Annotated in this window: 29 protein-coding genes; 13 read left to right on the forward strand and 16 right to left on the reverse strand. The window is 66.9% G+C overall.

All coding sequences use genetic code 11. From position 1 onward, the window contains the following. The first annotated feature begins 7 nt into the window (after positions 1-7). On the forward strand, positions 8-916 hold the full coding sequence (locus MRBLWO13_RS00820) for an NAD(P)/FAD-dependent oxidoreductase (RefSeq protein WP_341975860.1): 909 nt from the start codon (positions 8-10) through the stop codon (positions 914-916). Positions 917-962: 46 nt separating this feature from the next. On the opposite strand, the gene MRBLWO13_RS00825 is transcribed toward MRBLWO13_RS00820, so the two are convergent. Beyond that, positions 963-1592 carry a histidine phosphatase family protein gene (locus tag MRBLWO13_RS00825; protein ID WP_341975861.1) on the reverse strand — a complete coding sequence of 210 codons (630 nt, stop codon included), beginning with the start codon at positions 1590-1592 and terminating at the stop codon, positions 963-965. After that, entirely contained in the window at positions 1592-1966 is a 375-nt protein-coding gene (locus tag MRBLWO13_RS00830) for a DUF5684 domain-containing protein (protein WP_341975862.1), read from the reverse strand. Before MRBLWO13_RS00830 ends, MRBLWO13_RS00825 begins: the two co-directional genes overlap by 1 nt. Before the next feature lie 128 nt (positions 1967-2094). Here MRBLWO13_RS00830 and aspS point away from each other — a divergent pair, with 128 nt between their 5' ends. Continuing rightward, a complete protein-coding gene (aspS, locus tag MRBLWO13_RS00835; RefSeq protein ID WP_341975863.1) occupies positions 2095-3876 on the forward strand; it encodes an aspartate--tRNA ligase in 1782 nt (593 codons plus the stop codon). A 201-nt stretch (positions 3877-4077) separates the two neighbouring features. Here the strand turns inward: aspS and MRBLWO13_RS00840 are convergent, their stop codons facing one another. After that, positions 4078-4902 carry a TSUP family transporter gene (locus MRBLWO13_RS00840; protein WP_341975864.1) on the reverse strand — a complete coding sequence of 275 codons (825 nt, stop codon included), beginning with the start codon at positions 4900-4902 and terminating at the stop codon, positions 4078-4080. Positions 4903-4927: 25 nt separating this feature from the next. Between MRBLWO13_RS00840 and MRBLWO13_RS00845 the strand changes: the two genes are divergently transcribed. The 7 genes from MRBLWO13_RS00845 to MRBLWO13_RS00875 all read left to right on the forward strand — a co-directional run bounded on the left by MRBLWO13_RS00845 (position 4928) and on the right by MRBLWO13_RS00875 (position 12702). Beyond that, positions 4928-5443: a GNAT family N-acetyltransferase gene (locus tag MRBLWO13_RS00845; RefSeq protein ID WP_341975865.1), complete on the forward strand. Its 516-nt coding sequence runs from the start codon at positions 4928-4930 to the stop codon at positions 5441-5443. Between the two features lie 150 nt (positions 5444-5593). Beyond that, positions 5594-6733: an ABC transporter substrate-binding protein gene (locus tag MRBLWO13_RS00850; protein WP_341975866.1), complete on the forward strand. Its 1140-nt coding sequence runs from the start codon at positions 5594-5596 to the stop codon at positions 6731-6733. After that, positions 6730-7668 (forward strand): ABC transporter permease, encoded by a 939-nt coding sequence (locus MRBLWO13_RS00855; RefSeq protein ID WP_341975867.1) that lies wholly within the window; start codon positions 6730-6732, stop codon positions 7666-7668. Before MRBLWO13_RS00850 ends, MRBLWO13_RS00855 begins: the two co-directional genes overlap by 4 nt. Then, the gene (locus MRBLWO13_RS00860; protein WP_341975868.1) at positions 7665-8459 is read left to right on the forward strand and encodes an ABC transporter permease subunit; all 795 of its coding nucleotides are present in this window, start codon (positions 7665-7667) and stop codon (positions 8457-8459) included. The genes MRBLWO13_RS00855 and MRBLWO13_RS00860 overlap by 4 nt, the downstream gene beginning before the upstream one ends. Further along, positions 8456-9535 carry an ABC transporter ATP-binding protein gene (locus MRBLWO13_RS00865; RefSeq protein WP_341975869.1) on the forward strand — a complete coding sequence of 360 codons (1080 nt, stop codon included), beginning with the start codon at positions 8456-8458 and terminating at the stop codon, positions 9533-9535. Before MRBLWO13_RS00860 ends, MRBLWO13_RS00865 begins: the two co-directional genes overlap by 4 nt. 132 nt (positions 9536-9667) lie before the next feature. Next, positions 9668-11689, forward strand: a complete 2022-nt coding sequence (locus tag MRBLWO13_RS00870) for an aldo/keto reductase (RefSeq protein ID WP_341975870.1) — start codon at positions 9668-9670, stop codon at positions 11687-11689. Continuing rightward, positions 11668-12702, forward strand: a complete 1035-nt coding sequence (locus tag MRBLWO13_RS00875) for a LacI family DNA-binding transcriptional regulator (RefSeq protein ID WP_341975871.1) — start codon at positions 11668-11670, stop codon at positions 12700-12702. Before MRBLWO13_RS00870 ends, MRBLWO13_RS00875 begins: the two co-directional genes overlap by 22 nt. A 61-nt stretch (positions 12703-12763) precedes the next feature. On the opposite strand, the gene MRBLWO13_RS00880 is transcribed toward MRBLWO13_RS00875, so the two are convergent. Genes MRBLWO13_RS00880 through MRBLWO13_RS00895 form a run of 4 tightly spaced genes read right to left on the reverse strand, consistent with a single transcriptional unit; the run spans position 12764 to position 16132 of the window. Next, the gene (locus MRBLWO13_RS00880; RefSeq protein ID WP_341975872.1) at positions 12764-13111 is read right to left on the reverse strand and encodes a DUF202 domain-containing protein; all 348 of its coding nucleotides are present in this window, start codon (positions 13109-13111) and stop codon (positions 12764-12766) included. Then, positions 13108-13470, reverse strand: coding sequence for a DUF202 domain-containing protein (locus MRBLWO13_RS00885; protein ID WP_341975873.1), 363 nt, complete (start codon positions 13468-13470; stop codon positions 13108-13110). Before MRBLWO13_RS00885 ends, MRBLWO13_RS00880 begins: the two co-directional genes overlap by 4 nt. Then, positions 13467-14321 (reverse strand): formylglycine-generating enzyme family protein, encoded by an 855-nt coding sequence (locus tag MRBLWO13_RS00890; RefSeq protein ID WP_341975875.1) that lies wholly within the window; start codon positions 14319-14321, stop codon positions 13467-13469. Before MRBLWO13_RS00890 ends, MRBLWO13_RS00885 begins: the two co-directional genes overlap by 4 nt. Then, positions 14318-16132, reverse strand: a complete 1815-nt coding sequence (locus MRBLWO13_RS00895; protein WP_341975876.1) for a sulfatase — start codon at positions 16130-16132, stop codon at positions 14318-14320. The genes MRBLWO13_RS00890 and MRBLWO13_RS00895 overlap by 4 nt, the downstream gene beginning before the upstream one ends. Before the next feature lie 153 nt (positions 16133-16285). Here MRBLWO13_RS00895 and MRBLWO13_RS00900 point away from each other — a divergent pair, with 153 nt between their 5' ends. The 4 genes from MRBLWO13_RS00900 to MRBLWO13_RS00915 all read left to right on the forward strand — a co-directional run bounded on the left by MRBLWO13_RS00900 (position 16286) and on the right by MRBLWO13_RS00915 (position 21108). Further along, a complete protein-coding gene (locus tag MRBLWO13_RS00900) occupies positions 16286-16879 on the forward strand; it encodes a PadR family transcriptional regulator (protein ID WP_341975877.1) in 594 nt (197 codons plus the stop codon). Positions 16880-17133: 254 nt separating this feature from the next. Further along, positions 17134-18474: an MFS transporter gene (locus MRBLWO13_RS00905; protein WP_341975878.1), complete on the forward strand. Its 1341-nt coding sequence runs from the start codon at positions 17134-17136 to the stop codon at positions 18472-18474. A gap of 30 nt (positions 18475-18504) precedes the next feature. Next, entirely contained in the window at positions 18505-20784 is a 2280-nt protein-coding gene (locus MRBLWO13_RS00910; RefSeq protein WP_341975879.1) for a glycoside hydrolase family 3 C-terminal domain-containing protein, read from the forward strand. 141 nt (positions 20785-20925) lie between these two features. Further along, on the forward strand, positions 20926-21108 hold the full coding sequence (locus MRBLWO13_RS00915; protein WP_341975880.1) for a YegP family protein: 183 nt from the start codon (positions 20926-20928) through the stop codon (positions 21106-21108). Positions 21109-21217: 109 nt separating this feature from the next. Here the strand turns inward: MRBLWO13_RS00915 and MRBLWO13_RS00920 are convergent, their stop codons facing one another. The 9 genes from MRBLWO13_RS00920 to MRBLWO13_RS00960 form a co-directional block, all read right to left on the reverse strand. Next, on the reverse strand, positions 21218-21973 hold the full coding sequence (locus tag MRBLWO13_RS00920; protein WP_341978520.1) for an amino acid ABC transporter ATP-binding protein: 756 nt from the start codon (positions 21971-21973) through the stop codon (positions 21218-21220). Next, positions 21970-22767 carry an amino acid ABC transporter permease gene (locus MRBLWO13_RS00925; RefSeq protein ID WP_341975881.1) on the reverse strand — a complete coding sequence of 266 codons (798 nt, stop codon included), beginning with the start codon at positions 22765-22767 and terminating at the stop codon, positions 21970-21972. The genes MRBLWO13_RS00920 and MRBLWO13_RS00925 overlap by 4 nt, the downstream gene beginning before the upstream one ends. Before the next feature lie 34 nt (positions 22768-22801). Continuing rightward, entirely contained in the window at positions 22802-23608 is an 807-nt protein-coding gene (locus MRBLWO13_RS00930; RefSeq protein ID WP_341975882.1) for a basic amino acid ABC transporter substrate-binding protein, read from the reverse strand. A 142-nt stretch (positions 23609-23750) separates the two neighbouring features. After that, a complete protein-coding gene (locus tag MRBLWO13_RS00935) occupies positions 23751-24053 on the reverse strand; it encodes a Dabb family protein (protein WP_341975883.1) in 303 nt (100 codons plus the stop codon). Beyond that, a complete protein-coding gene (locus MRBLWO13_RS00940) occupies positions 24050-24313 on the reverse strand; it encodes a glutaredoxin family protein (protein ID WP_341975884.1) in 264 nt (87 codons plus the stop codon). Before MRBLWO13_RS00940 ends, MRBLWO13_RS00935 begins: the two co-directional genes overlap by 4 nt. Then, the gene (locus tag MRBLWO13_RS00945; RefSeq protein WP_341975885.1) at positions 24310-24612 is read right to left on the reverse strand and encodes a rhodanese-like domain-containing protein; all 303 of its coding nucleotides are present in this window, start codon (positions 24610-24612) and stop codon (positions 24310-24312) included. The genes MRBLWO13_RS00940 and MRBLWO13_RS00945 overlap by 4 nt, the downstream gene beginning before the upstream one ends. Positions 24613-24707: 95 nt before the next feature. Then, positions 24708-24806, reverse strand: a complete 99-nt coding sequence (locus MRBLWO13_RS00950) for an AURKAIP1/COX24 domain-containing protein (RefSeq protein WP_003792170.1) — start codon at positions 24804-24806, stop codon at positions 24708-24710. A gap of 115 nt (positions 24807-24921) precedes the next feature. Next, complete coding sequence (locus MRBLWO13_RS00955) at positions 24922-25407, reverse strand: hypothetical protein (protein ID WP_341975886.1); 486 nt, start codon at positions 25405-25407, stop codon at positions 24922-24924. A gap of 15 nt (positions 25408-25422) precedes the next feature. Then, on the reverse strand, positions 25423-25614 hold the full coding sequence (locus MRBLWO13_RS00960) for a helix-turn-helix domain-containing protein (RefSeq protein ID WP_341975887.1): 192 nt from the start codon (positions 25612-25614) through the stop codon (positions 25423-25425). Positions 25615-25658: the final 44 nt, after the last annotated feature.

Genomic DNA, 25658 nt, shown 5'->3' on the forward strand with positions numbered 1-25658 from the left:
ACCACCCATGTACGACGCGATCGTGATCGGCGCGGGCCCCGCAGGACTGCAGGCGGCGCTGACCCTCGGGCGGATGCACCGCTCCACCCTCCTGCTCGACTCCGGTGAGTACCGCAACGGCACCGTCCTGCACATGCACAACGTGATCGCCAACGACGGCACCGCCCCGGCGGAGTTCCGGGCGACGGCCAGAGCGCAGCTCGCGTCCTACGCCGATGTCGAGATCCGTGACATCGGCGTCGACCGCATCGGTGGAACGGAGGATGAGGGATTCACCGTGACGCTCGCGGACGGCTCGAGCGTCGACGCGCGACGGATCGTTCTCGCCACCGGCGTCGCCGATGACCTCCCCGACATACCGGGGCTGAGCGCACAGTGGGGAAGGACAGCGTTCAACTGCCCGTTCTGCGACGGGCACGAGCATGCAGGGAAGTCGATCGCGATCCTGGGACCGGCGCCGCGCGCCGAGCATCTCATCGGGCTGCTGGGTCGGATCGTCGGCGAGATCACCGTCTTCCCGGTCGGCGAGGGTCATTCCGATGACGAGCGGCGGATGCTCGAGGCCCTCGGGGTCCGCGTCGGAGCCGCACCCGTCGACGCGGTGGAATCAGTCGGAATCGGCGTCCGGATCAGCGCCGGCGCCGAGGAAGCCCTCGTCGCCGGGGTGTTCGTCGCCGCGGCATCCGTCCGCCAGCGGGCTCCCTTCGCCGAGCAGCTCGGATTGCGGATGCTGCCTTCTGGCGCGATCGAGATCGACGACTTCGGCCGCACCTCGACGCCCGGGATCTCGGCAGCCGGCGACCTCGCGCACCGCGCATCCCTCCCCGGACTGATGGCATCCGTGGTGATGGCGTCGGCCGCCGGTCAGCTTGCGGCCATCGGCGTGATCCAGTCGCTGATGGCGTCCGAGCACTGACCCTCGGTCGCTGCGCTCCCTCGCCCAACGACCGGGTTGAGGGCCGTCAGACGGCGCCGACGTCGACGGCGTCGTCTGTTGCAGCGGGCTCCGCGTACGCGACCTCACGCCACACGTCGCCGACGCGCTCGAACGACGTCACGCTCGACAGCGCGCAGCGACGGGTGCGCGGATCGTGGCGCAGCGGGAGACCGGCGACACGGAGGTGCGTGATCCAGATCGGCGCCTGGTGCGAGACCATCACGACGTCGCCGTCTCCTGCGGCATCCCATGCCTCGTCCATGATGCCGAGCATCCGCTCCGCGACCGCGGTGTAGGGCTCGCCCCAACTCGGCAACGAGGGCTGACGCAGGTGCCACCAGTTCAGCGGGTTCATCAGGGAACGACGCATCTGCGTCCCCTCGAACACGTTCGTGGGCTCGATCACACGGATGTCGATCTCGGGCACGAGGTCGAATCGCTCGGCGAACGGTTCGGCCGACTCCTGCGCCCGCTCCAGGGGTGAGCTGTAGAGCTCGGTGACCGGGCGGGCGAAGGCGGCGACATGGTCTGCCGCCGCCTTCGCCATCCGCCGGCCGGATTCACTCAGGTGATAGTCCGGAAGTCGGCCGTAGAGCACGCGGTGCGGATTGTGCACCTCACCGTGACGGACGAGATGCAACCGGGATGCCGTCATCAGGCCTTGCGGTATTCAGCCGAGCCGAAGCCGAGGATGAGGTAGCCGATGTACGGGAAGAGGAACAGCAGGAAGAACGAGAACACCCCGCCCTTGCCGAAGCGCTGGCCGAGCTTGATCGCGACGATGATCCCGAAGACGATGTTGACGATCGGGATCAGGTAGAGCAGCGCGAACCAGCCGGACATGCCGGCGATGCGCACCAGGAGGATGACGTTCACGATCGGGATGATCGCGAGGATGCCGGCGTGGCCGGCCTTCGTGAACACCTTCCACAGGCCGATGACGACGAGGATGTAGAAGATGAGCGCGATCACGCCGTTGGTACCGGAGAAGATCGATGCGTAGAGGTCAGAAATGCCGTTGGAGTCCATGGGGAGCCTTTCGTTCGAGCCGATCATACTGATTCCCCGCGTCCGCACGGGGAATCACGCCGAAGACGCACCATGACCCCCCGTAGAATGGGCGGGTTCGTCATTTCCCAGATCAGGAGGAAACTTCCGTGCTTCGCACTCACACGTCCGGCTCACTGCGAGCCGAGCACATCGGTCAGACCGTCACCCTTACGGGTTGGGTCGATCGTCGGCGTGATCACGGAGGAGTCGCTTTCATCGATCTGCGGGATGCCTCGGGCATCGCCCAGGTCGTCATCCGCGACGAGGAGATCGCCCATCCGCTGCGCAACGAGTTCGTGCTGAAGGTCACCGGCGAGGTCTCTCGCCGCCCGGACGGCAACGCGAACCCGAACCTCCCCACCGGCGAGGTCGAGCTCATCGCATCGACCGTCGAGGTCCTGAACGAGTCCGCTCCGCTCCCCTTCCAGGTCTCGACCGCGGTGGCCGAGACCGAGACGGTCGGCGAAGAGGCGCGACTCAAGTACCGCTACCTCGACCTGCGTCGTCCAGCGGCGGCATCCGCTCTGCGTCTGCGCTCGAACGTCTACAAGGCGATCCGCGACGTGCTGCACGAACGCGACTTCACCGAGGTCGAGACCCCGACGCTGACCCGCTCGACGCCGGAAGGCGCTCGCGACTTCGTCGTGCCCGCTCGTCTGCACCCGGGCAGCTGGTACGCGCTGCCGCAGTCGCCGCAGCTGTTCAAGCAGCTCCTCATGGTCGGCGGTGTGGAGAAGTACTTCCAGATCGCACGCTGCTACCGCGACGAGGACTTCCGCGCCGACCGTCAGCCCGAGTTCACGCAGCTCGACATCGAGATGAGCTTCGTCGACCAGGAAGACGTCATCACGCTGATGGAGTCGCTGATCCAGGCGATGTGGGCGACCATCGGTGTCGAGGTGGCCGTTCCGCTGCCCCGGATGACGTACGCCGACGCGATGGCGAAGTACGGCTCCGACAAGCCCGACCTGCGCTTCGGCCTCGAGCTCGTCGAGGCCACCGACTACTTCACGGAGACCCCGTTCCGGGTGTTCCAGGCTGAGTACGTCGGCGCCGTCGTCATGCCCGGCGGCGCGAGCCAGCCGCGCAAGACCCTCGACGCCTGGCAGGACTGGGCGAAGCAGCGCGGCGCCCGCGGTCTTGCCTACGTCCTGTTCAACGAGGACGGTTCGTTGGGCGGCCCTGTCGCGAAGAACCTGTCCGAGGCCGAGCAGGCGGGCCTCGCTGCGCTGGTGGGCGCGGCTCCCGGAGATTGCGCGTTCTTCGCGGCCGGTTCCGCGAAGGACAGTCGCGCACTCCTCGGTGCAGCACGCGTCGAGATCGGTCGTCGCCTCGACCTGCTCGACCCCGACGTCTTCGCATTCACGTGGGTCGTCGACGCGCCGATGTTCGAGTCCGCAGCGGACGCCGTGGCATCGGGCGATGTCGCCGTCGGCGCAGGCGCCTGGACCGCCGTGCATCACGCCTTCACCGGCCCGAAGCCGGAGTTCGCCGACACCTTCGACACCGACCCCGGCTCGGCTCTCGCCTACGCGTACGACATCGTGTGCAACGGTTCCGAGCTCGGAGGCGGCTCGATCCGCATCCACCGCGAAGACGTGCAGAAGCGTGTCTTCCAGGTGATGGGCATCAGCGAGGAGCAGGCCGACGAGCAGTTCGGCTTCCTGCTCGACGCGTTCAAGTTCGGCGCCCCGCCGCACGGCGGCATCGCGCTCGGCATGGACCGCGTCATGCAGCACCTCACGAAGACCGACTCGATCCGCGACGTCATCGCCTTCCCGAAGTCCGGCAACGGTTTCGACCCGCTCACCGCGGCGCCGGCGCCGATCACGCCGGAGCAGCGCGCCGAGGCCGGCGTCGACTTCGAGCCGGAGGACGACGAGGCCTGAGCCTGAGCCGAAGAGACCCCGTGCTGCTGTCAGCGGCACGGGGTCTTTTCGCGCCGGCCGGGCGTACGCCAACCTCGGCCAAGCGCGCTTCCCTCGGCCAGATTCGCGGATTGTGGCCGAGGGAAGCGTACAAAGCCGAGCGAGGCGTACGCGGGATGCGGGACGGATGGCGGGTCGCTGGGCGGATGCCGCAGCATCCGACTACGCGAGAGCGAGCGCCGGCGCGATGTTCTCGTTCCAGACATCCACGCCGAGCTTGCCGATGAGCGCGACGACCACGACGAGGAACACGACACGGATGAAGGTGGCACCGCGCGAGATCGCCATGCGGGAGCCCAGGTAGCTGCCGGCTACGTTGGCCACCGCGAGGATGCCGCCGAGCAGCCAGAGCACCGCTCCGTGCGGGACGAACAGCATCAGCGCCCCCGCGTTGGTGGCGAAGTTCACGATCTTGGCCTTGGCGCTCGCCTGCAGGAAGTCGTAGCCCAGCAACCCGACCAGCGTGATCACGAGGAAGGTGCCGGTGCCAGGCCCGATCATGCCGTCGTAGAAGCCGATGGCGAGTCCGGCGGCCCCGGCCATGATGTGATGCTTGTGTCCACGGAAGCGCAGCTGCGTCGCTGCACCCAGTTGCGGCTTGAACGCCGTGAAGAGTGCCACCGCCAGCAGGGCGATCACGATGATCGGCTTGAACGCCGCAGAAGGCAGCACCGTCGCGACGGCGGCACCGCCGAAGGACCCGGCGAGCGCGATCGCCGCCATCGGCAGGGCTGTGCGGATATCGGGCTTCGCTCGCCTGTAATAGGTGACACTGCTCGTCGCCGTACCGAAGACCGAAGCGAGCTTGTTCGTCGCGAGCGCCTGGAGCGGCGAGATGCCGGGGATCAGCAGCAGCGCCGGCAGCTGCAGCAGGCCGCCACCACCCACCACGGCGTCGATCCATCCGGCCGCGAACGCCGCCACGATGACGAGGACCAGCATGCCCCAGGTGAGCTGCTCGAGCCCGAGTACTGCGCCGATGTCCATCCCGCCAGAATGCCAGACTGGCATCATGCTCGACGCACTCCCCCTCCCGCATCCCTTCGATTCCCGTGTCGGACGCGCCGCTCTGCGTCGCGCCACGGCGGAGGATGCGGATGCGGTGATCCAGTTGCTGTCCGACGACGCGATCAGTGCCGCCCGTGGTGACCTGGCCTCCGAGGCGGACCGCCCGGCCTATGTCGCAGCCCTGCTCGGGATCCTCGCTGATCCCTCGAACGACCTTCTCGTCGTCGAACTCGACGGATCGGTCGTCGGCACGCTGCAGCTCACATCGATCCCCGGCATGTCCCGTCGAGGGGCACGTCGGCTGCTGGTCGAAGCGGTACGGGTGCACAGCGACCTGCGCTCCTCCGGCATCGGATCGGCGGTGATGCGATGGGTGTCCGACACCGCAGCGCCGGCGGTCGATGCGTCGATCGTGCAGCTCACGTCGGATGCCGCGCGCACCGATGCGCACCGCTTCTACGAGCGGCTGGGCTACGTGGGATCGCATCGGGGCTTCAAGTACAACGTGCCGCGCGGCTGATCCCGACTCGAAGCGCGCACGCCCCGCATCCGTTCCGCCACCACCCGGACATCTCCCATTCACCCGGCCCGCCTGTCCGAGTAACCCCCGCCCCATAGCCTCCTCTCGCAACCCGGCTTCACCCGCAGCCGGACACCGAGAGGAACACCCATGGCACGTTTCCCCCACCGCGCGCGCGTCGTCGCCGGCATCGCCCTCGCCGCCACCGCGGCGCTCGCTCTGACGTCGTGCGCCGGCGCATCGACGGCACCGGCCGAAGGCGATACCGCCGCTGACGCGGCTGCTGCGACGTCCGTCGCCGACTTCGGCACATTCGCCGACCTCGAAGCCGCTGCCAAGGCCGAGGGCCAGCTCAACGTCATCGCCCTCCCCCGCGACTGGGCGAACTACGGCGAGGTTCTCGACCTGTTCGCCGAGAAGTACCCGGAGATCACGATCAACGAGGCCTCCCCCGATGTGTCCAGCGCCGAAGAGATCCAGGCCGCGAAGACCAACGAGGGCCTCGACACGGCCCCCGATGTGTTCGACCTCGGACTCGCCGTCGCGCTGCAGAACACCGACGTGTTCGCACCGTACAAGGTGCAGACGTGGGACGAGATCCCCGACGCGCTGAAGGAGTCGACCGGCCTCTTCGTCGGCGACTACGGCGGATACATGTCGATCGGCTACGACTCGTCGAAGTACAAGGCTCCGGCCGAACTCACCGACCTCCTCGACCCCGCGTACAAGGGTTCGGTCGCGATCAACGGCGACCCGACCCAGGCCGGCGCCGCGTTCGCCGCGGTCGGCCTCGCCACGGTGCAGTCGGATGGCACCCTCGACGACTTCCAGCCCGGCATCGACTTCTTCGCTGAGCTGCAGAAGGCCGGCAACATGCTCAAGGTCGACGTCACCACCTCGACCATCGCCAGCGGCGAAACCCCCGTGGTGTTCGACTGGGACTACCTGAACGCCTCGCACGTCGCGGACAACAAGGACTGGAAGGTCGTCGTCCTCAAGGGCACCGGCTACGCGGGCTACTACAACCAGGCGATCAACAAGGACGCGCCGAACCCGGCCGCAGCGCGCCTGTGGCAGGAGTTCCTCTACAGCGACGAGGTGCAGAACCTCTGGCTCAAGGGCGGCGCTCGACCGGCGCGCATGGAGGCCATGACCGAGGCAGGAACGATCGACGCCGACCTCGCCGCCGCTCTTCCTGAGGTTCCGGCCGAGACGGTCGTTCCCACCGAGGAGCAGAGCACGATCGCCGGCACCCTGCTCGGTGAGAAGTGGGCAGCGGCGGTCCAGTGACGACCCTCGCTGCAACGGGAGCGGACGCCTCGGCATCCGCTCCCACCGCGACCGCCGGCCCCTCGCGCGCTGCGAGGGGCCGGCGGTCCGCGCGGTCATGGGCGTGGCTGGGACTGATCCCGTTCGCCGCCTACGTGATCGGATTCCTCGCCGTTCCGACCTTGCTCGCCATCGGCTCCGGCTTCTTCACGAAAGACGGTTCGTTCACCTGGACGAACGTCGCCGCCCTCGGCGACCCGGTCGTGCTGAACACCTTCGCGAACACCGGGTGGTTGTCGTTGATCACCGCCGTCGTCGGCGCGGTCGTCGGAGCCCTGGTCTGTTACGCGCTGCTCGGTATGAACCCCGAGGGCGCGATCCGCTCGACGGTGGATGCCGCCGCCGGTGTGCTCGCCCAGTTCGGCGGAGTGATGCTCGCGTTCGCTTTCATCGCGACGATCGGCATCAAGGGCGTCGTCACCGAGTTTCTTAGCGGTGCATTCGGCATCGACATCTTTGCCAGCGGCGCGTGGATCTACGAGCTCCCCGGCCTCTACCTGCCGTACATCTACTTCCAGATCCCGCTGATGGTGATCACGTTCATGCCCGCACTCGCCGCACTGAAGCCGCAGTGGACCGAGGCGAACCTCACCCTCGGCGGCACCCGCGCGAGCTTCTGGCTGCGCATCGGATTCCCCGTGCTCGCCCCTTCCTTCCTCGCCTCCCTGCTGCTGCTGTTCGCCAACTCGTTCTCGTCGTTCGCGACGGCGGCTGCTCTGTCCAGCCAGGGCTCCCAGATCGTGCCGCTGCAGATCCGCACCGCGCTGACCAGCGAGACCATGCTCGGCCGGGAGAACCTCGCCGGAGCCCTCGCTCTCGGCATGATCATCGTCGTCGGAGTCGTCATGGCCCTGTACTCGCTCATCCAGCGTCGGGCAGCGCGGTGGCAGTCATGAACCGCCTCGGTCCCTCCCTCACGACCCGCTGGATCATCGGGATCGTCGTCGGCGCGTTCTTCGCGATCCCGTTGATCTCGACGTTCCTCTACACACTCCGTGATTCGGCCGGTGGCATGTCGCTCGAACGATGGGTGACGCTGTTCGATCCCGCGACCTCGGCGGCGATCAAGCCCATCTGGATCGGTCTCGGCAACTCGCTGGTGCTGGCTCTGGTCACGGTTCTGATCGTGCTGTTCCTGCTCGCACCCACGATGATCCTGATGAATCTGCGCTTCCCGAAGCTGAGGCCGGTCTTCGAGTTCGCCGTACTGCTGCCGATCTCGATCCCGGCGATCGTGCTCGTCGTCGGCCTCGCGCCGATCTATCTGCAGATCGGGCGGACACTCGGCACCGGCACCTGGACGCTCGCCTTCGCGTATGGGATCACGGTCCTGCCGTTCGCCTACCGCTCGATCCAGGCATCCATCGACGCGGCGGACATGAAGACGCTCGCCGAGGCTGCCCGCTCGCTCGGTGCGAGCTGGCCGACGGTGGTGCTCCGAGTGCTCGCACCGAATCTGCGGCAGGGGCTGCTCGCAGCATCGCTCATCTCGATCGCTGTCGTGCTGGGCGAGTACACCATCGCATCGCTGCTGAATCGGCAGGTGTTCCAGACGGCGTTGATCGTCGTGCAGAAGCAGGATGCCTACGCACCGGCGATCTTCACGCTGCTGGCACTGCTGTTCTGCTTCCTCCTGCTCCTCACCATCGGCCGCGCCGCCCGCGGCACCGGAAAGGCCCGCTCATGACCCTCCCCCGTACCGCCGACAACATGCTGCTCGCCGAGGCCGGCGAAGGTACACGCGTGCAGCTGCAGGGCATCGTCAAGAGCTACGCCGGAAACCGCGTCCTGCACGGCGTCGATCTCGACATCGCCCCGGGCGAGTTCGTCTCGCTTCTCGGTCCGTCCGGCTGCGGCAAGACGACGCTGTTGCGGGTGCTGGCCGGTCTCGAGGGCGCCGACGAGGGTGCGGTGCTGCTCGGCGGCGGCGACGTCTCGCGCGTGCCGACGAACAAGCGCGACATCGGCATGGTGTTTCAGTCCTACTCGCTGTTCCCGCACCTTCGGGTCGTCGACAACACCGCCTTCGGTCTGCGTCGTCGCGGTGCGGGTCGGGCGGAAGCCGCCAAGCGCGCCCTCGACGCCCTCGCTCTCGTCGGGTTGGATGCCTTCGCCGACCGGTTCCCCCATCAGCTCTCCGGCGGCCAGCAGCAGCGCGTGGCGCTCGCCAGGGCGCTGGTCACCGAGCCCAAGGTGCTGCTGCTCGACGAGCCGCTCTCCGCGCTGGATGCGAAGGTGCGGGTGCAGCTGCGCGATGAGATCCGCCGCATCCAGCTCCGCCTGGGGATCACCACGGTGTTCGTGACGCACGATCAGGAGGAGGCCCTCGCGGTCTCCGACCGGATCGCCGTGATGAACGCCGGTCGCATCGAGCAGATCGGCTCCCCCGAGCAGCTGTATACCGAGCCGACGACGGCCGGAGTCGCCGCGTTCGTCGGTCTGTCCAGCGTCGTGTCGGGTGTCGCCGAGGGCGACCACGTCATGGTGTGGGGACAGAGCCTTCCGCTGCGCTCCCCCGCCGACGGCCCGGTCGACGTCTACCTGCGACCGGAGAACGTGTACTTCGCTTCTGAGGCGGATGCAGCCACCGACGCGCTCGTCGAGGAGAGCACCTTCCTCGGCAGTATCCGGCGCACGCTCGTGCGTACGGAATCCGGCGAGCTCGTGCGGCTGCAGCACTCGCCGCGCTTTCACCCTGCCTTCGGCGATCGGGTGCGCATCGCGGTGAATCCAGAGCCGGTGGCGGTGCATCCGCGCGGTTGAGGGTGCGGTCGAGGGCTTCGCGCCCTTCAGTGAGACGTTCGCCGTGATCGTTCACGGTTCGCTTGACCACACCTTCGGATAGGACTATCGTGACAGGCTCGTGAACGTTCACGAATCTGGCTCGAAAGGACGATGGTGACCCCTCAGCTCGCAGTCGAAGAGACACACACCCGCACCGGTGGATGGGCCGTGCTCGGCCCGGGGAACATCGCGCGCACATTCCTCACCGGCCTCGCATCGAGCGCGGGTGAGCTCGTCGCGGTCGGCAGCTCGGATGCCTCGCGGGCCCAGTCGTTCGCCGACGAAGCGAAGCAGCAGGGCGCCGCCGACGTGACGGCAGGCGACTACGCGCACGCCCTCGCCGATCCTCGCGTCGACGCGGTCTATGTGTCCAGCGTGCACACGGCTCACGCCGCTCTCGCGATCGCGGCGATCGAGGCCGGCAAGGCCGTGCTCTGCGAGAAGCCCCTCGCCGTGAACCACGGGACGGCAATGGCGCTCGTCGATGCCGCCCGGCAGGCCGGAGTACCGCTCGTCGAGGCCTACATGTACCGCTTCCACCCGCAGACCCGTGCTGTGCTCGACCTCGTGCGCGCGGGAGCCATCGGCCGCGTTCTCCACATCGATGCGTCCTTCGCCTTCCGCGTCGGTGAGCGCCAGGGGCGACTGTTCGACCCGGCCTTGGCGGGCGGCGGCATCCTCGATGTCGGCGGGTACACCGTCACGATGGCATCGGCCGTCGTCGACGCCGCGGATGGCGTGCACGCATCCGAGCCCGTCGACCTGACGGCCGGCGGCACCCTCGGCCCCACCGGCGTCGACGAATGGACCGTCGCCAGAGCGACGTACCGCAGCGGCATCACGGCGACTCTGACGACCGGCGTCATGACCCCGGCGGCGAACACCGTGACCATCCTCGGCGAGAAGGGCAGCATCCGCGTGGCGGAACCCTGGGTTCCGAGCGGCGATGCCGAGATCGAGCTCGCCACCGGCGATGGCGTGCGCACCATCGTGATCGAGGCCACCGACGCGTATGCACTCGAGGCCGACGCGACCATCGCTGCGCTGCGCGAAGGGCGGCCCGACGCGCCGGAGATGACGTCGGCAGAGACCCTTGCGACGGCGCGCACCCTCGATCGCTGGCGCGCCGCCATCGGCCTGCGCTACCCCTTCGAGGCCGAGGATGCGGACATCGCGCCGGTGCGCGGTTCGTTCCGCGGCATCGGGGCCGACGGCGACATGCCGTACGGCGACATCCCGGGTGTCGGCAAGCGCGTCTCGCGCCTCGTGATGGGCGTCGACAACCAGCCCGACCTGGCTCACGCGTCAGCGATCTTCGACGTCTACGCCGAGCAGGGCGGCAACGTCTTCGATACCGCGTACATCTACGGTGACGGTGACCTCGAGAAGCGGCTGGGCCGCTGGATCGCGAACCGCGGTGTCCGCGAAGACGTCGTGGTCATCACGAAGGGCGGGCACACCCCGCACTGCGACCCGGAGTCGGTATCGCGCCAGCTTCTCGAGAGTCTCGAGCGACAGGGAACCGACTACGCCGACATCTACATGCTCCACCGCGACAACCCCGAAGTCCCCGTCGGCGAGTTCGTCGACGTTCTCGACGAGCACGCCCGCGCCGGCCGTATCCGCGTGTTCGGCGGATCGAACTGGTCGCCTGAGCGCATCGACGAGGCCAACGCCTACGCTCTGGCCAACGGGCGGCAAGGATTCGGCGTCGTGAGCGATCATTTCGGGCTTGCCGAGGCATACGACGTACCCTGGGAGGGTTGTGTGCAGGTGACCGATGCCGCGTCGAAGCGCTGGCTGGAGGAGCGGCAGATCCCGCTTCTCCCGTGGTCATCACAGGCACGTGGATTCTTCACCGGTCGCGCCCGTCCGGACGACCGCAGCGACGCCGAGCTCGTGCGCTGCTACTACAGCGACGAGAACTTCGAGCGCCTGCGTCGCGCCGAGACCCTGGGGGCCGAGCGCGGCGTGCCGACGACAGCGATCGCACTCGCCTACGTGCTCGCGCAGCCCTTCCCGACATTCCCCCTCTTCGGACCGCGTACGATCGAGGAGACCCGCTCGTCGATGCGGGGACTCACTGTCGATCTCACACCCGAAGAGGTGGCGTGGCTGGATCTTCGCAGCTGACCGGCGCAGGCGACCCCGGGGCATCGGGGCCGCCTGCCACGCGTCGGCGTGCGACCATCCTCGACGTCGCTGCGGCTGCCGGGGTGTCACGCCAGACCGTCACTCGCGCGGTCAACGATATGCCGGGCATCAGCGTCGAGACCAGGCGTCGGGTCCTCGAGGCCGCGAGCATGCTCGCCTACCGCCCCTCTCGATTCGGTCGAGGGCTCGTCACGGGCGGCGACAGCCAGCTCGGACTCGTCGTCAGCGATCTGCGCAATCCGTACTCCCCCGAGCTGGCCGCGGCGGTCGTCCGCCGTGCCGCTGCCGACGGATGGAGCGTCTCCCTCGTCGACATCGGGCTCGCCGGCTCCGCCGATCGGCTTCTGCATTCACTTCATGCGCAGGTCGATGTCATCGTCGGCTATCTCGGCGAGTGGGCGCTGGGGTGGGAGAGCCGGTTCGGCGCGACGCCTCTCATCCTGCTCGACGCGGATGCGGACTCCAGCCATGCCGGGGTGAATCTGGATCCGACCGCAGCGATCGAGGATCTGGCGGCTCACCTCGTGGCCGTCGGTACCCGCCGGCCGGTCGTGCTCGATGCATCCGAGCCTCATGCGACGAGTGGTCGCGGGATCGCGATGATGGCGGCCCTCGAGCGGCGAGGTCTCGCACCCGAGCTCGTGCACGCCTCCGCCTCGACACCGGAGCATGCGTCGGCCGTAACGGCGCAGGTCATCCGTCGTGCCACACCTCCAGACGCCATCTTCGCGTTCAACGATCTGATGGCGCTCGGTGTGCTCTCGGCGTGCCGCCACGCCGGCCTCGACGTGCCCCGCGACATCCGCGTCGCGGGAGTCGACGGTCTCACGATCGGCGCCCTCGTCGCCCCGACGCTCACGACCCTCGCGGTGGATTTCGACGAGGTCGCCCGCCACACTCTCGAGCTCGCCGTCGCGCTCCGCGAGGGCGTTCCCGGTGCCGACCTGAAACGCGTCTCGAAGCACCGTCTCGTGCTGCGCGAATCGGCGTAGGCCACACCGATCGCATCGGCGCTCCGCCCCGGTCCCGGCATCCGGCTGAGCGAGAGCGCCGCTACCGGATCAGGAGCATCCCCGATGCCGCGCCGCCGATGAGCGCCGAGACGGCAGCGAGGGTCAGGAACTCTCCACCGGCCCCGGGGATCGGCGCGCCCCTGACCAGCGCCTTCGCCACGCCACGGTATCGGGCGCCTCCTCGGATCCACGTCCAGATCGCGAGGGCGAAGCCGAGGAGCGCGGGGAGGAGAACCAGGCCCTGCATCCAGCTCGTCGGGGAGACCACCGGAACCACACGGAGCACGAACAGCGATCCGATGACGAGCGCGACCGCGGTACGGCGCCAGGCCAATGCAGTGCGCTCGAGCTGGAGCCCGGGGTCGAAGAGCGCAGGTCGCTTCGTCACCTCGTGTAGATCCCACCGAGAAGGACGAGTCCCACAACGGCTACGACGAGCCCGACGAAGAGGCTCATCACGGATCCAGGAAGCGGGTCGCTGTTTCGCAGTGCACGCTCGGCTCTCCCCCACTCCCACCACGCGATCAGTGGCAGCACGGTGCCGCTGTGGATCAGGATCAGCGATGCTGCGATGCGCATCGACTCCGCGATGTCGAGTCCGAGGACTTCGAGAGCCACTCCGGCCGCGAGCATACCGAGCGCGGTGCGGATCCACGCCAGGAACGTGCGTTCATTGGCCAACGAGAAGCGAGGGTCCGGCTCGCTCCCGTGCCGGTAGACGGCGGCGGGGAATCGGCTCGCTCTCATGAGTCGGGCGCCTTCGAAACGGTGCGGAATCCGCAGTTGGCCGCTGACGAATCCGGCGTGTTGCCGGTGCGCGCGGAGACCCGGTACCGATTGCAGTACGAGTCATGGCACAGATACGAACCGCCCCGGGTCGCGCGGCGGTCATCGAGCAGCGGAAGGGCGCGAGGTGCGCGTCGGAGACGCGGGGCGTACTGATCGCGTGTCCACTCCCAGACGTTCCCGGCCATGTCGTAGAGGCCGTATCCGTTCGGCTGATAGGTGCGCACAGGCGAAGTCGCCACCCATCCGTCCTCGGCCGTGTTCACGTCCGGGAATGCGCCCTGCCAGATGTTGCACGGCCACACGGAGCCGGCAAGAAGCTCATCTCCCCACGGGTATCTGGCGCCGATCAGTCCGCCGCGGGCCGCGGCCTCCCACTGATCCTCGCTGGGTAGGGTGCGCCCTGCCCACGCCGAATAGGCCGTCGCATCGTGCCATGAGATGTGCACCACCGGATGGCCACTGAGCCCCTCGAGATCGCTTCCGGGGCCCGCGGGGTGCCGCCAGTCGGCCCCGCGCACTTCGATCCACCACGGTGCCGAGGGCGACCGGCCGAGGACGTCTCGATCTGCGGCGGCGACCACGGAGTGGAACACGGCCGATGTTCCGAATCGCTCCGCCTCGGTGACGTGCCCGCTGGCATCGACGAACTCGGCGAACTGCGCGTTCGTGACGGGCGTCTCGTCGATGTCGAATTCGAGGAGGGAGACCGCGCGAACGGGAGTCTCTCCGTCGAAGTCGTTGCCGTCGTCGAAATGGTCTCCGAGAATGAAGACTCCCGCGGGAACGGCACGCACTCGTCGTCCGCTCATGTGGCGGTTCCGGCAAGTGCCGCCCGGCCCTCCTGCGCGGGCTGCGAGATCGATGCGAGCGCGTCGGCGATTCGATGCAGCTGCACGACGGGGAAGGCAGTGACGGCGGCGAAGTCGTAGAGAGTGGCGTCGCCGAGCATCCCGAGAATCTCGCTCTGGGTGAGCATCGGCGCGTATCTCGCCAGCACGTCGCGAGCACGCGGATGCCCGAGAAGCTCCGTGATCGGAGTCGCCACGCCGATCTCCCCGACGGCGAAGTCCTCGATCGGCGGCATCGGCGCCGCCGCCGCTGTCGCGATGCCGCTCTGCGCATGCACGAGCAAGTGCTCCACTGCGGGCTCCCCGTCGACGGGGATGCCGAGGCGGATGAACTGGCTCACCGGGGCCGCGTTCTCGTGAAGAAGCCGCGCGAGCAGTCGAAGCATGCGCAATTCCAGCTCCGGATCATCGAGAGGATGCTGTTGCCCCGGGTCATTCTCGAGATCGAAGAGCAGCGTCCCGTGCATATAGGGGTTGATCGGTGTCCGGCCGACCAGACGCAGCGGACGGATGCCCTTCATGAAGGGGAAGGGCTCGGCGAGTTCCGCCCCCTCGAACTCTCCGGGCGCGAAGCGTCCGCGCATGTGGGTCGGCATCAGGGTGTACTCCTCCAAGGGGGCGTTCTCGGGGGTCGCGCAGGCACGCATGTACACATATCGCCCGTCGGTGACGTTCACATGGCCGCCGTGCGCCCCGAAGAGCGCCCCCTCTCGCTCGACCGTCGAGAGAGGGCCGCCGAGCATGTCCGGTGTCGAAGGCACGCCGAAGAAGTCGAGCAGTGTCGGAGCGATGTCGATCGTCTGCACAAGCTCGGAACGGCGCTCCCCCGCACCGCCGGTACGCGGATCCCAGACGAACGCGGGAAGGTGCACGAGTTCGTTGAACCACGGCTGAACGGTCTTCGCCCACCAGCCGTGCTCTCCGAGAAGGAAGCCGTGGTCGGTGTTGACGATGAGCAGGGTGTCATCCCACATTTCGTGTTCGTCCATCAGGTCGAGCACGCGTCCGAGAGACCGATCGCACATGCTGACGAGCGCCTTGTACTCGGCCCGCGCATGCTCGACCTGATCGGCGGGTTCAGTGACTTTCGCGTACGGGGGCCAGTCGAAGGCGGGTCCCTCGTACTCGTGCGGATACATCAGTTTGTAGTCGTCGTAGGTGAAGAACGGTTCATGCGGGTCGAAGCACTCGATCTGCACGAACCAACGGTCGGCATCCATGTTCGTCTTCATGAACTCGATTCCCGCGTCGAACGTCTGCGTCTGCGGGTGATCGGCCTCGTGCCGGAGGTAGCCGCGGTTGACTTCGTCCTGCCGGTGCATCCGGCTCCTGAACCCCTGCCCTGGCGTACCGACCGGCGCGACCTCCCCCTTCCAGGGGTCGCCCTCCTGCCCGCGGAAGAACTCCCACGTCGTGTACCTCGGATGGTAGGTCGCGCCGCCGTCCTCCCAGTAGTGCGGGTGATCGCTGGCCAGGTGCGTGTGGACGCCCTGCCGTCCGAGCATCTCGGGCATGGAATCGTCGAAGGGCTCCAGCGGCCCCCAACTGCGGTGCAGGAAGTTGTGCCGACCGGTATGCAGCTCGCGCCTGGCCGGCATGCACGGCATGGAGCCCGCGTAGAAGTTGTCGAATGTGACAGTCCGTTCGGCGAGCCGCCGAAAGTTCGGAGCCTCGATCTCGTCCGAGCCGTACGGCGGCAGCATGTGCCGGTTGAGACTGTCGAACATCACCATGATCGCACGCATCTTCGCGGTCCCTTCGTTTCGTACCACTCGAGCGCCTATGACACTAGTGGAATCCTACGAAGGATTGCACATGTGTCATGAGTCGTCAACCGCGCCTCGCGCAGACCCGTGCATTGACGGGCCATATCACTTGTGTCACCCTTGGAGAGGCGCGCGCCACACCGACGCAGGACAAGGTCAATGAAGCTCGAACACATCCTCCTCGGCCTCCTCGGCGAGATGCCCAGAACCGGGTACGAGATCAAGCGGTTCCTCGACGTCCATGGACGCTTCCTTCGCGCGAACACGACCATGAGTCAGGTCTATCGATCCCTCTCATCGATGACCGCGAACGGATGGGTGGCCTACTCCGTCGACGAGCGACCCGGCGCGCAGGACGCGAAGATCTATCACGTCACCCCCGAGGGAACGACCGTCCTGTACGAGTGGCTCGAGGGGCCGTACGTGCCGCCGATCCGGTTCCAGGATTCGGAGCTGACCGTACGGCTCGCGTTCGCCGGATACCTGACGCCGGAGCAGCTCGTCTCACTCATCGACATCGAGCTGGCCGCGCGTCGCGACCAGGTGGCCAAGTATCGATTCCGCGATCGCACGATCGAAGTAGATCCGACCGTCGAATTCGACCGCGTCCTCTCCGCCGCCGTCAGCGAGCGCCTTCACGAACACGGCGCCCAGGCGGTCGACCTCCACATCGCGGGGCTGGAACGCCTCCGGAGCGACCTGCTCGACGGATCCCTCGTGGCGTCGAGCGCGTCCACCGACGCAGCCCCGTAGCACGGCACCATAACGACGCGCTGCGCTGAATCGCCGGGACTCCCGCCGCGACACGCGTCCGGGACTTCCCACCCCGTTGTTGACATTTGTATTCCACTAGTGGAGTATCTCAAGCATTCCACTTGTGTAATCATTCTGTCGGCGATTGAACTCACCGCCCGAGAGACGATGCACACTGCAGTGCCCATGGGGTCGGCGCGAAGCCGCCGACTGCAGCGCACACAGACAGACCGTTCAATGATGAAGGGCACCAGATGAACACGTCCACCACGGCACAGGTGAATCTGTCACCTCCGCCCGCGCCTGTCGGTACGAGATCTCGCTGGCGGAACCTCGCTGTTCTCACCGGCGTCACCGTCGTGGAGAGCGGCGAAGGAAGCCTGACGACCACGCTGTTCCCGGCGATCGCCAGGACCCTCGGGCTCGGCAACACCGAGCTCGGCCTGCTGTCGACGCTCGGCCGACTCATGGGCGTGCCATTCGGGCCGTTCTGGGTCTGGTACGCGAATCGCACGACGCGCAGACAGGCGATCATCGTCAGCACGATGCTCAGCGGTGCATTTGCGATCGCTTCCGGCTTCGCAGAGAACTTCCTCGCGCTCGTTCTCCTCCAGACCGTTCAGGCCGGAGCCGTGATCGGTCTGAGCCCCATCGCCAACGCCGTGATCGCCGACTCTTTCGATGACAAGTCGCGAGGCCGAGCTGTCGGCATGCTCTATGGCGTCTCCGCGATCCTCGGCGCCGTGATCGGGCCGCTCATCGGCCTCCTCTCGCTGTGGGATGCCGGCTGGCGCTGGGGCTTCTGGGGCATCGGCGCCCTCTTGATCCTCACCGGGTTCCTCGTGCTGCTGCTGTTCCGTGAACCGGAGATCGGCTCCGCCGACTACGGCGCGCAGGTCTCCAGAATCGAGTACACGCGCCCCCGCCTGAAAGACGCGATCGCCCTCCTGAAGATCCCGACCTTCAGCATAATGATGCTGTCGAGGCTCCTCTCCGGCCACCTCCTCATCATCGTGTTCGGCGTGCAGTTCCTCGTGACCGAGCGCGGATTCGACAACGCCGTCGCCGCGATCGTCGCGCTTCCGTTCGGGATCGGCTACTTCTTGGGAACGATCGGCGGCGGGTTCCTCGTCTCAGCGATCGACCGCCGTCGGGGACGGTTCAGTCGCGTCGCCTATCTGCAGATCGCGCAAGTGCTCTTCGCAGCGGTGGCCTTCATCGGGACGCAGTTCGACGTCGACTCGATCGCGTTCTACGCCATCGTGTGGGGGATCATGGGGGCCACCCAGGGCCTCAACCCCGGTATCAACCGGCCGATTCTCATGTCGGTGATGGCTCCCGAGCTGCGCGCTCAGGGCTTCGTCATCTATCTCTCGATCTTCGAGGTCATCGGCTGGGCGGCGTTCACGATCGCGGCAGGAGTTCTCGCTGACGCGTTCGGCCTCCAGGCCGTGTTCCTCTGGGTCCTCGTGATCCTGATGCTCGTCAACGCCGCTGTCCTCGGACTGCTCTACCGCTTCTACCCGCGGGATCGAAAGCGGATCGACGACCTCATCGCCACGCGGATCGCGCACGAAGCCGACCGCCCGAACTGACCCCCGACGACACCCCGCGAAAGGACCAGCATGACTATCCCCGAGATCTCCGACCTGACCCTGGAGGAGAAGGCCTCGCTCGCCAGCGGATCCAGCTTCTGGCACACTCAACCGATCGCTCGAGTCGGTCTCCCCTCCGTGATGCTCAGCGACGGCCCGCATGGCCTGCGCAAGCAGGTGGACGGCGGAGATCACCTCGGACTGAAAAGCAGCAAGCCGGCGACCTGCTTCCCGCCAGCGGTGGCGCTCGGCTCCTCCTGGGACGTCGAACTCGTCGAGCGCGTCGGCGCAGCCTTGGGATCGGAAGCGTCGATCGAAGACGTCGCGGTCGTGCTCGGACCGGGCATCAACATCAAGCGATCGGTGCTGTGCGGGCGCAATTTCGAGTACCTGTCCGAAGATCCGATCATCTCGGGCGTGCTCGGCGCGGCAATCGTTCGCGGGATCCAGTCAAAGGGGGTCGGAGCGTCGCTGAAGCATTACGCGGCGAACAACCAGGAGAACGATCGGATGCGGTCGAGTTCCGACGTCGACCCGCGTCCGCTGCGGGAGATCTATCTACGCGGTTTCCAGCGCGTCGTGCAGGATGCGCACCCCTGGACTGTGATGTGTTCGTACAACAGGATCAACGGCGTCTACGCATCGGAAGACCCGTGGCTTCTCCGCACCGTCCTGCGCGATGAATGGGGCTTCGACGGGCTCGTGGTCTCGGATTGGGGAGCCGTCGACGATCGTGTCGCCGCTCTGGCGGCCGGACTCGATCTCGAAATGCCCGCCACCGGAGGAGCCACGGACAAGCAGATCGTCGAGGCGGTTCGCCGTGGTTCTGTGAGCGAGGAAGTACTCGATGCCTCGGCTGGGCGCGTGTTGGATCTCGTACGCCGGTCCGTGAGTAGTGCCGGATCCGTCGCGGGACCGCTCGACATCGAAGCGCACCATGCTCTGGCCCGGGAGGCCGCTGCCCGCTCGATCGTGCTGCTCAAGAACGACGATCGCGTCCTGCCGTTGCCGGCCGGCGCTGACATCGCGGTCATCGGTGAGTTCGCGCAGATGCCCCGGTTCCAGGGCGCGGGATCATCACTGATCAACCCGACCAGACTCGACAATGCGCTCGAGAAGATCCGGGCACGTGCCGGCGGCGTCGTCACGTACGCGCAGGGCTTCAGCACTGCGGCGGATGCTCTCGACGAGCACATGGTCGCGCTGCGCGACGAGGCCGTCGCCGTCGCCGGTTCCGCTGAGGTCGTCGTGGTGTTCCTCGGGCTGCCCTCGCTGCGGGAGTCCGAAGGTTTCGACCGCGAGAACATCGATCTGCCTGCGGAGCAGCTCACCCTTCTCGACGACGTCATCGCAGCGAACCCTCGAACCGTCGTCGTCCTGTCCAACGGCGGTGTGGTCGCTCTGCCCTTCGCACAGCGTGTGCCGGCCATCGTGGAAGGCTGGCTTCTCGGTCAGGCCGGAGGCGGGGCCGTGGCCGATGTGCTGTTCGGGGACGTGAATCCCTCGGGCAAGCTCGCCGAGACGATCCCGCTGCGGATCGAGGACACCCCGGCCTTCCTGGATGCGCCCGGCGAGTTCTCCCACACGCGGTACAGCGAGGGACTCTTCGTCGGATATCGCTGGTTCGACGCACGACGCCTGGAAGTCGCGTACCCGTTCGGACACGGGCTCTCGTACACGTCATTCGCGTACGGCGACGCGTCAGCGGAGACACTCGAGAACGGCGACGTGCAGCTCACCCTGCCCATCACCAACACCGGTGAACGCGCCGGCCGCGAGGTGGTACAGGCTTACGTCTCCCTCCCGGACGGTGAGGCGCAACGTCCCGTCCGAGAACTCAAAGCGTTCACCGTCGTCGACCTCGCCGCAGGAGAGGTCGAGAACGCCGTGCTGACGATCCGACGAGAAGACCTCGCCTACTGGGACATCCGTCTGGACAGTTGGATCGTCGAGGAAGGCGACTACGTCATCGACGTCGCCGCTTCAAGCCGCGACATCCGGGGCCGTATCGTCATCCACATCGCCGGAGACGACGTCGTCCTGCCGATCAGCAGGTCGTCAACGATCAGAGAGGTCCTCCGGCACCCCGTCGTTGGTCCCGTCGTAGAGGCCGCGATCGCCCCGATGCTCGGCACGATGCGAGAGCGCAGCGCCTCGCTCATGCCGGAAGGAGTCGAGTACACCTCGCTCGCCGGCTCGTTCCCGTTCGGACGCGCCGGCATGGTGACGAGCCTCGCCGGTGGCGAAGGCTCCGGGATCGACGACGAGATGATCGAATCCTTGATCGTGATGGCCAACGCCCCTCGCTGAGCCCATCCGCACGCCGATGAGCCCCTGGCGCGGACCAATCCCGCCAGGGGCTCACCTCACTCTTCCGCAGCGGAAGCACGAGGGCTAGCGTGTTGCTCGAGGGGGCGTCGCTCTCTCTATTCGGAAGAGAGAGGACGCCTCATGGCGGGCAAGTTCGAGCTGTATCAGGACAAGGGCGGCGACTGGCGGTTCCGGCTGAAGGCCGGCAACGGCGAGGTCATCGCCACCGGGCAGGGCTACGCCTCGAAGTCCGGCGCGCAGAACGGCATCGATTCGGTGAAGCGCAACGCCGCCGATGCCGAGGTTGTTGAGACCGACGGCTGACGCCGACACCCCCGCTTGACGTCGAAACCCCCTCGTACTGACGTCAGTACGAGGGGGTTTCGGCGATATCCGGGGGTTTCGGCGCGTGGCCCGTGGCCGGCGTCCGAGACTAGAGCACCCGGGAAAGGAAGTCCTTGGTGCGCTGATGCTGCGGGTTGCCGAGCACTTCGCGCGGGTCACCCTGTTCGACGATGTGGCCGCCGTCCATGAAGATCAGGCGTGAGCCGACCTCGCGGGCGAAGCCCATCTCGTGGGTGACGACGAGCATCGTCATCCCCTCGTCCGCGAGCGAGCGCATCACCTGCAGCACCTCGCCGACGAGCTCGGGATCGAGCGCCGACGTCGGCTCGTCGAAGAGCATCATGTCGGGGTTCATGCACAGTGCTCGTGCGATCGCCACACGCTGCTGCTGACCGCCGGAGAGGTGTCCGGGGTAGGCATCCGCCTTCTCCGCCAGCCCGACGCGTGCGAGCATCGCGAGCGCGACTTTCTCCGCCTCGGCCTTGGACCGCTTCTTTACGCGCTGCTGCGCGATCATGAGGTTGCCCATGACGTCGAGGTGCGGGAACAGGTTGAAGCTCTGGAACACCATGCCGATGCGCGTGCGCACGCGGTCGATGTCGACGTCGGGATCGGTGATGTCGATGCCCTCGATGAGCACCTTGCCGCCGGTCGGTTCCTCGAGCAGGTTCACCGAACGCAACAGCGTCGATTTGCCCGACCCCGAGGGGCCGATCACGCAGACGACCTCGCCGGCGGTGACAGTGAGGTCGATGCCCTTGAGCACCTCGTTGTCGCCGAAGCTCTTCACGAGCCCTTGCAGGTCGATCGCCGGGGCGTGGACATCAATCAGGTCGGTGATCATCGCTGCTTCGCCATCCGTCGTTCCAGCCACGCGCTGAAGCGCGTGAGGGGGATCGTCACGATCAAGTACAGGATCGCCGCCATGATCAGCGGCGTCGCGTTCGTGTTCTGGGTCGCCGCATCACGGGCGAAGTTGGTGAGCTCCTTCGACCAGATGAACGTTCCCGCCACGAAGAGGAGCGAGGTGTCCTTCAGCAGCAGCACGAACTCGTTGGTCAGCGGCGGGATGATGATGCGGAACCCCTGCGGCACGATGATCCAGAACGTGGTCTTCATCGGGGACATGCCGAGGGAGCGTGCAGCCTCGGTCTGTCCCTTGGGCACTGCCTGGATGCCGGCACGAATGGTCTCGGCCATGTAGGCCGATGCCACGAGGATGAGACCGATGAGCCCCAGCACCACCGGGCCACCGAGGTCGCGACCCGAGACCCCCGATGCGACCGGCAGGATGAACGCCACCCCGAAGATCGTGAGAATCGCGGGGAGCCCGCGGAAAAGCTCGATCCACGCCGTGGCGATCCAGCGGAACGGGCCGATGCTCGAGAGCTTCAGCAGCGCCAGCACGACGCCGAGCACCAGCCCTGCAGTGAACGCCACCGCCGTGAACCACAACGTGTTGACGAGAGCGGTCGTGATGATCCCGGGGAACATCTTGACCGCGACTTCGGGGTTGAAGAACAGCGGCCCGATCCTCGCCCAGTTGGTGGTGATCGCCGCCCAGACGACGATCGCGATCAGCACCGCGTAGATGATGTACCGATAGAGCTTGCTTCTCGTGCTGCGCCTCAACGCCATTGTCAAGGTCTCCCTGATCTACGCTGCTCGCCGATTACTTCGCGGTGAAGTAATTGTCGTAGATGGTCTGGTAGTCGCCGCTGTCCTGCAGCTCCTTCAGCGCACCGTTGACCGCCTCGAGCAACGCGTCCTTCTCGCCCTTCGCGAAGGCGAAGCCGTAGGACTCGCCGGTCTCGTACTCCTCGACGATCTTGTACGCCTTATCGGCCTTCTCGTGCTCGAGGTTCACCGGCTGATCCTGCAGGATCGCGTCGATCAGACCCGACTGCATCGCGGGCCACAGCTCGCCATCCGACGGGTACTGCACGATCTCGGCGCCAGTGGCGTTCTCGTTGGCGTACGCCTCGCCGGTGGTGCCCTGCTGCACGCCGACATTCTTGCCTTCGAGCTCATCGATCGACTTGATGCCGGAGTCGGTGCGCACCAGGAGCGACTGCAGCGACTCGTAGTACGGGTCGGAGAAGTCGATGTTCTTCTCGCGCTCTTCGGTGATCGTCATGGCGGAGGCTCCGACGTCGCACGTGCCCGATGCAAGCGTGGTGCCGGACTGCAGAGCTTCGAAGCCGACGTCCTGAACCGCGAGCTTCAGATCGAGCTTCTTCGCGATCGCGTCGAGCAGGTCGATGTCGAAGCCCGTGTAGCCGGTCCCGTTGTCGCCGCCTTCGAACTCGAAGGGCGCGTAGGGGATGTCGGAGCAGACGGTGAGCGTACCGGCCTCGATGAGGTCGAACTCGTTGTCGGCGGCGCCGTCGGATCCACCGCTTCCACCGGCGCAGCCGGCGAGGGCGAGAGTGGCGGTCGCCGCGAGGGCGATCCCGGCGAAGATGTTGCGACGCTGCATGTCAGCTCCTGGAGACGAGGGCCGGAGGCCACACGAACGGGTAGGAGAACATCTTGACACGCCGTCCATCGGCTGACCCAACAACATCGGCCCACCACGGGTCACAGTTGTGTTGCAAGTGACCGTTAACCGGATTCGACGGTCAGACCTCGAAGTCGACGGCGACCCGAGAGGCCACCGCCGAGCGGATGTAGACGGCGACATCTTCGTGAGCGGGGTGCACCTGGTACTCCTCGAGCGCGGCGACGGAGGCGAAGTCCGCGATGAGAGTGACGTCCCAGTTGGCGTCCGGGTACGCGGCATTCGCGCCGGCCGAGATCGACAGCAGCTGGGGAACGACGCCGTCCAGCGCGTTCAGCCGCCGAGCGACCTCCACCGCCTGTGCGGAACGCTCAGCGGCGTCCTCGGCAGCGAGTTTCCAGGTCACGACGTGCCGGATGGTCATCGAAGGGCCTCCTCGAGGGACTGGCGCAGACGGTCAGCAGACAGCCGCCAGTGCGCGTGGAGTTCGCCGTCGATCAGGACGACCGGGATCTTCTCCCACCACAGCTCGTACAGTGCGGGGTCGTCCTGGATGGATGCCTCGACGATCTCGATCTGCTCGGCAGCCGCATCCGGCAGGTCGGCGACGACAGTGTCGATGATCTCGGACGCGACGTCGCAGAGATGGCAGTCCGGCTTGCCGATGAGGGTGAGCGTGATCACGCCGAGGGCACCTCGACCGGATGCCCCTGGGCGACCCACTCGCCGGTGCCGCCATCGACATTGGTGACGTCGTAGCCGCGCGCCTCCAGCGCCTCGACGACTCGCGCCGAGCGCCCGCCCACCTGGCAGATCACGTCGAAGGCCTCCGCCGGAAGCTCTTCGAGCCGATTCCCGATCTCGGACATCGGGATGTTCACGGCGCCGGGAACATGACCCGAAGCGAACTCGTTCTTCTCGCGCACATCGATGAGCGGCGTGCTCTGACGCACGGCGAGATCGGCGATGGTGATCGACTTCATGGCATCCTCACGGTGGTTCACGTAATCGGTGTTCACATTCGGGCGCAGAGACACAAAGCGCCCGTCCGGAGACAGGCGCTCGGTGTCTTGGCCGCTTACTTCTTGTTGCGGCGCTGGTGGCGAGTCTTACGAAGCAGCTTGCGGTGCTTCTTCTTCGCCATGCGCTTGCGGCGCTTCTTGATGACAGAACCCACGGAAACCTCACTAAGTCAGGGGCTGGGCGTCTCGGATACCGGACGCCCGGGTTTGGGCACGGAAAAAATGCCTCGGATCAGTCTAGCAAACCGGAGCGCCCTCGCCGCACGGGCATCAATCGGGCGCATCCTGCGTGACCATGAAGCGCCACACGAGCGCGTGTCCGAGGGCGATCAGCGTGATCAGCAGCAGCGCCTCGACCTGAATCCCCTTGAGTCCGACAGAGCCGGCGATCTCTGGGGCGACTCCGATCACGGCGATCGCCGCGTACACGACGACGGTGCCGATCTGGGTCCACCGCACGGCCACCGGTGTCCCGTCACCGCGAGCCTGCGAAACCAGACGCAGCATCGACACTCCCCCGACGACGGCGAGCACCACGAAAGAGGCGCGCCACATGATGGGGCTTTCGGTGCCGCCGACCTGGGCGAAGAGTCCCATCAGCGCCGGCAGCAGGAACGACAGGTAGATGCCGCCGATCGTCCGGCGCATCGCCGGATCCGACGTCCAGTCGCGGCGTGCGCGGACGACGTTCCACCACAGGCCGGTGAGCGTGAAGCAGGTCGCGGAGAAGAGGGCGTAGAACGTGCTGGTGTCCACGTCTTCTCCTTGCGGCTAGCCGACGTCTGAGATGGGCCGCTGCAGGGCGTCGGCGACCGCCGACTCGGGCACGCGGTAGCTGCGACCGAAACGGATCGCCGGCAGTTCGCCGGCGTGCACGAGACGGTACACGGTCATCTTCGACACGCGCATGATCTCGGCGACCTCGGCCACCGTCAGGAACCGGACGTCAGGAACTTCGGGCATCCCCGGTACCCCTTTCTCAATGAGCACACTCTATGGGGAAGGTG

This window comes from Microbacterium sp. LWO13-1.2 (assembly GCF_038397725.1).
Taxonomy (GTDB): Bacteria; Actinomycetota; Actinomycetes; order Actinomycetales; family Microbacteriaceae; genus Microbacterium.

Excerpts from the sequence above, each read along its gene's own strand:
- MRBLWO13_RS00960 (WP_341975887.1), bottom strand. The coding sequence starts at position 25,614 with ATGCCCGAAGTTCCTGACGTCCGGTTCCTGACGGTGGCCGAGGTCGCC.
- MRBLWO13_RS00945 (WP_341975885.1), bottom strand. The coding sequence starts at position 24,612 with ATGAAGTCGATCACCATCGCCGATCTCGCCGTGCGTCAGAGCACGCCG.
- MRBLWO13_RS00900 (WP_341975877.1), top strand. The coding sequence starts at position 16,286 with ATGAAGCTCGAACACATCCTCCTCGGCCTCCTCGGCGAGATGCCCAGA.
- MRBLWO13_RS00930 (WP_341975882.1), bottom strand. The coding sequence starts at position 23,608 with ATGCAGCGTCGCAACATCTTCGCCGGGATCGCCCTCGCGGCGACCGCC.
- MRBLWO13_RS00885 (WP_341975873.1), bottom strand. The coding sequence starts at position 13,470 with ATGAGAGCGAGCCGATTCCCCGCCGCCGTCTACCGGCACGGGAGCGAG.
- MRBLWO13_RS00905 (WP_341975878.1), top strand. The coding sequence starts at position 17,134 with ATGAACACGTCCACCACGGCACAGGTGAATCTGTCACCTCCGCCCGCG.
- MRBLWO13_RS00845 (WP_341975865.1), top strand. The coding sequence starts at position 4,928 with ATGCTCGACGCACTCCCCCTCCCGCATCCCTTCGATTCCCGTGTCGGA.
- MRBLWO13_RS00840 (WP_341975864.1), bottom strand. The coding sequence starts at position 4,902 with ATGGACATCGGCGCAGTACTCGGGCTCGAGCAGCTCACCTGGGGCATG.
- MRBLWO13_RS00825 (WP_341975861.1), bottom strand. The coding sequence starts at position 1,592 with ATGACGGCATCCCGGTTGCATCTCGTCCGTCACGGTGAGGTGCACAAT.
- MRBLWO13_RS00860 (WP_341975868.1), top strand. The coding sequence starts at position 7,665 with ATGAACCGCCTCGGTCCCTCCCTCACGACCCGCTGGATCATCGGGATC.
- MRBLWO13_RS00910 (WP_341975879.1), top strand. The coding sequence starts at position 18,505 with ATGACTATCCCCGAGATCTCCGACCTGACCCTGGAGGAGAAGGCCTCG.
- MRBLWO13_RS00915 (WP_341975880.1), top strand. The coding sequence starts at position 20,926 with ATGGCGGGCAAGTTCGAGCTGTATCAGGACAAGGGCGGCGACTGGCGG.
- MRBLWO13_RS00850 (WP_341975866.1), top strand. The coding sequence starts at position 5,594 with ATGGCACGTTTCCCCCACCGCGCGCGCGTCGTCGCCGGCATCGCCCTC.
- MRBLWO13_RS00890 (WP_341975875.1), bottom strand. The coding sequence starts at position 14,321 with ATGAGCGGACGACGAGTGCGTGCCGTTCCCGCGGGAGTCTTCATTCTC.
- MRBLWO13_RS00865 (WP_341975869.1), top strand. The coding sequence starts at position 8,456 with ATGACCCTCCCCCGTACCGCCGACAACATGCTGCTCGCCGAGGCCGGC.
- MRBLWO13_RS00935 (WP_341975883.1), bottom strand. The coding sequence starts at position 24,053 with ATGACCATCCGGCACGTCGTGACCTGGAAACTCGCTGCCGAGGACGCC.
- MRBLWO13_RS00830 (WP_341975862.1), bottom strand. The coding sequence starts at position 1,966 with ATGGACTCCAACGGCATTTCTGACCTCTACGCATCGATCTTCTCCGGT.
- MRBLWO13_RS00920 (WP_341978520.1), bottom strand. The coding sequence starts at position 21,973 with ATGATCACCGACCTGATTGATGTCCACGCCCCGGCGATCGACCTGCAA.
- MRBLWO13_RS00870 (WP_341975870.1), top strand. The coding sequence starts at position 9,668 with ATGGTGACCCCTCAGCTCGCAGTCGAAGAGACACACACCCGCACCGGT.
- MRBLWO13_RS00820 (WP_341975860.1), top strand. The coding sequence starts at position 8 with ATGTACGACGCGATCGTGATCGGCGCGGGCCCCGCAGGACTGCAGGCG.
- MRBLWO13_RS00925 (WP_341975881.1), bottom strand. The coding sequence starts at position 22,767 with ATGGCGTTGAGGCGCAGCACGAGAAGCAAGCTCTATCGGTACATCATC.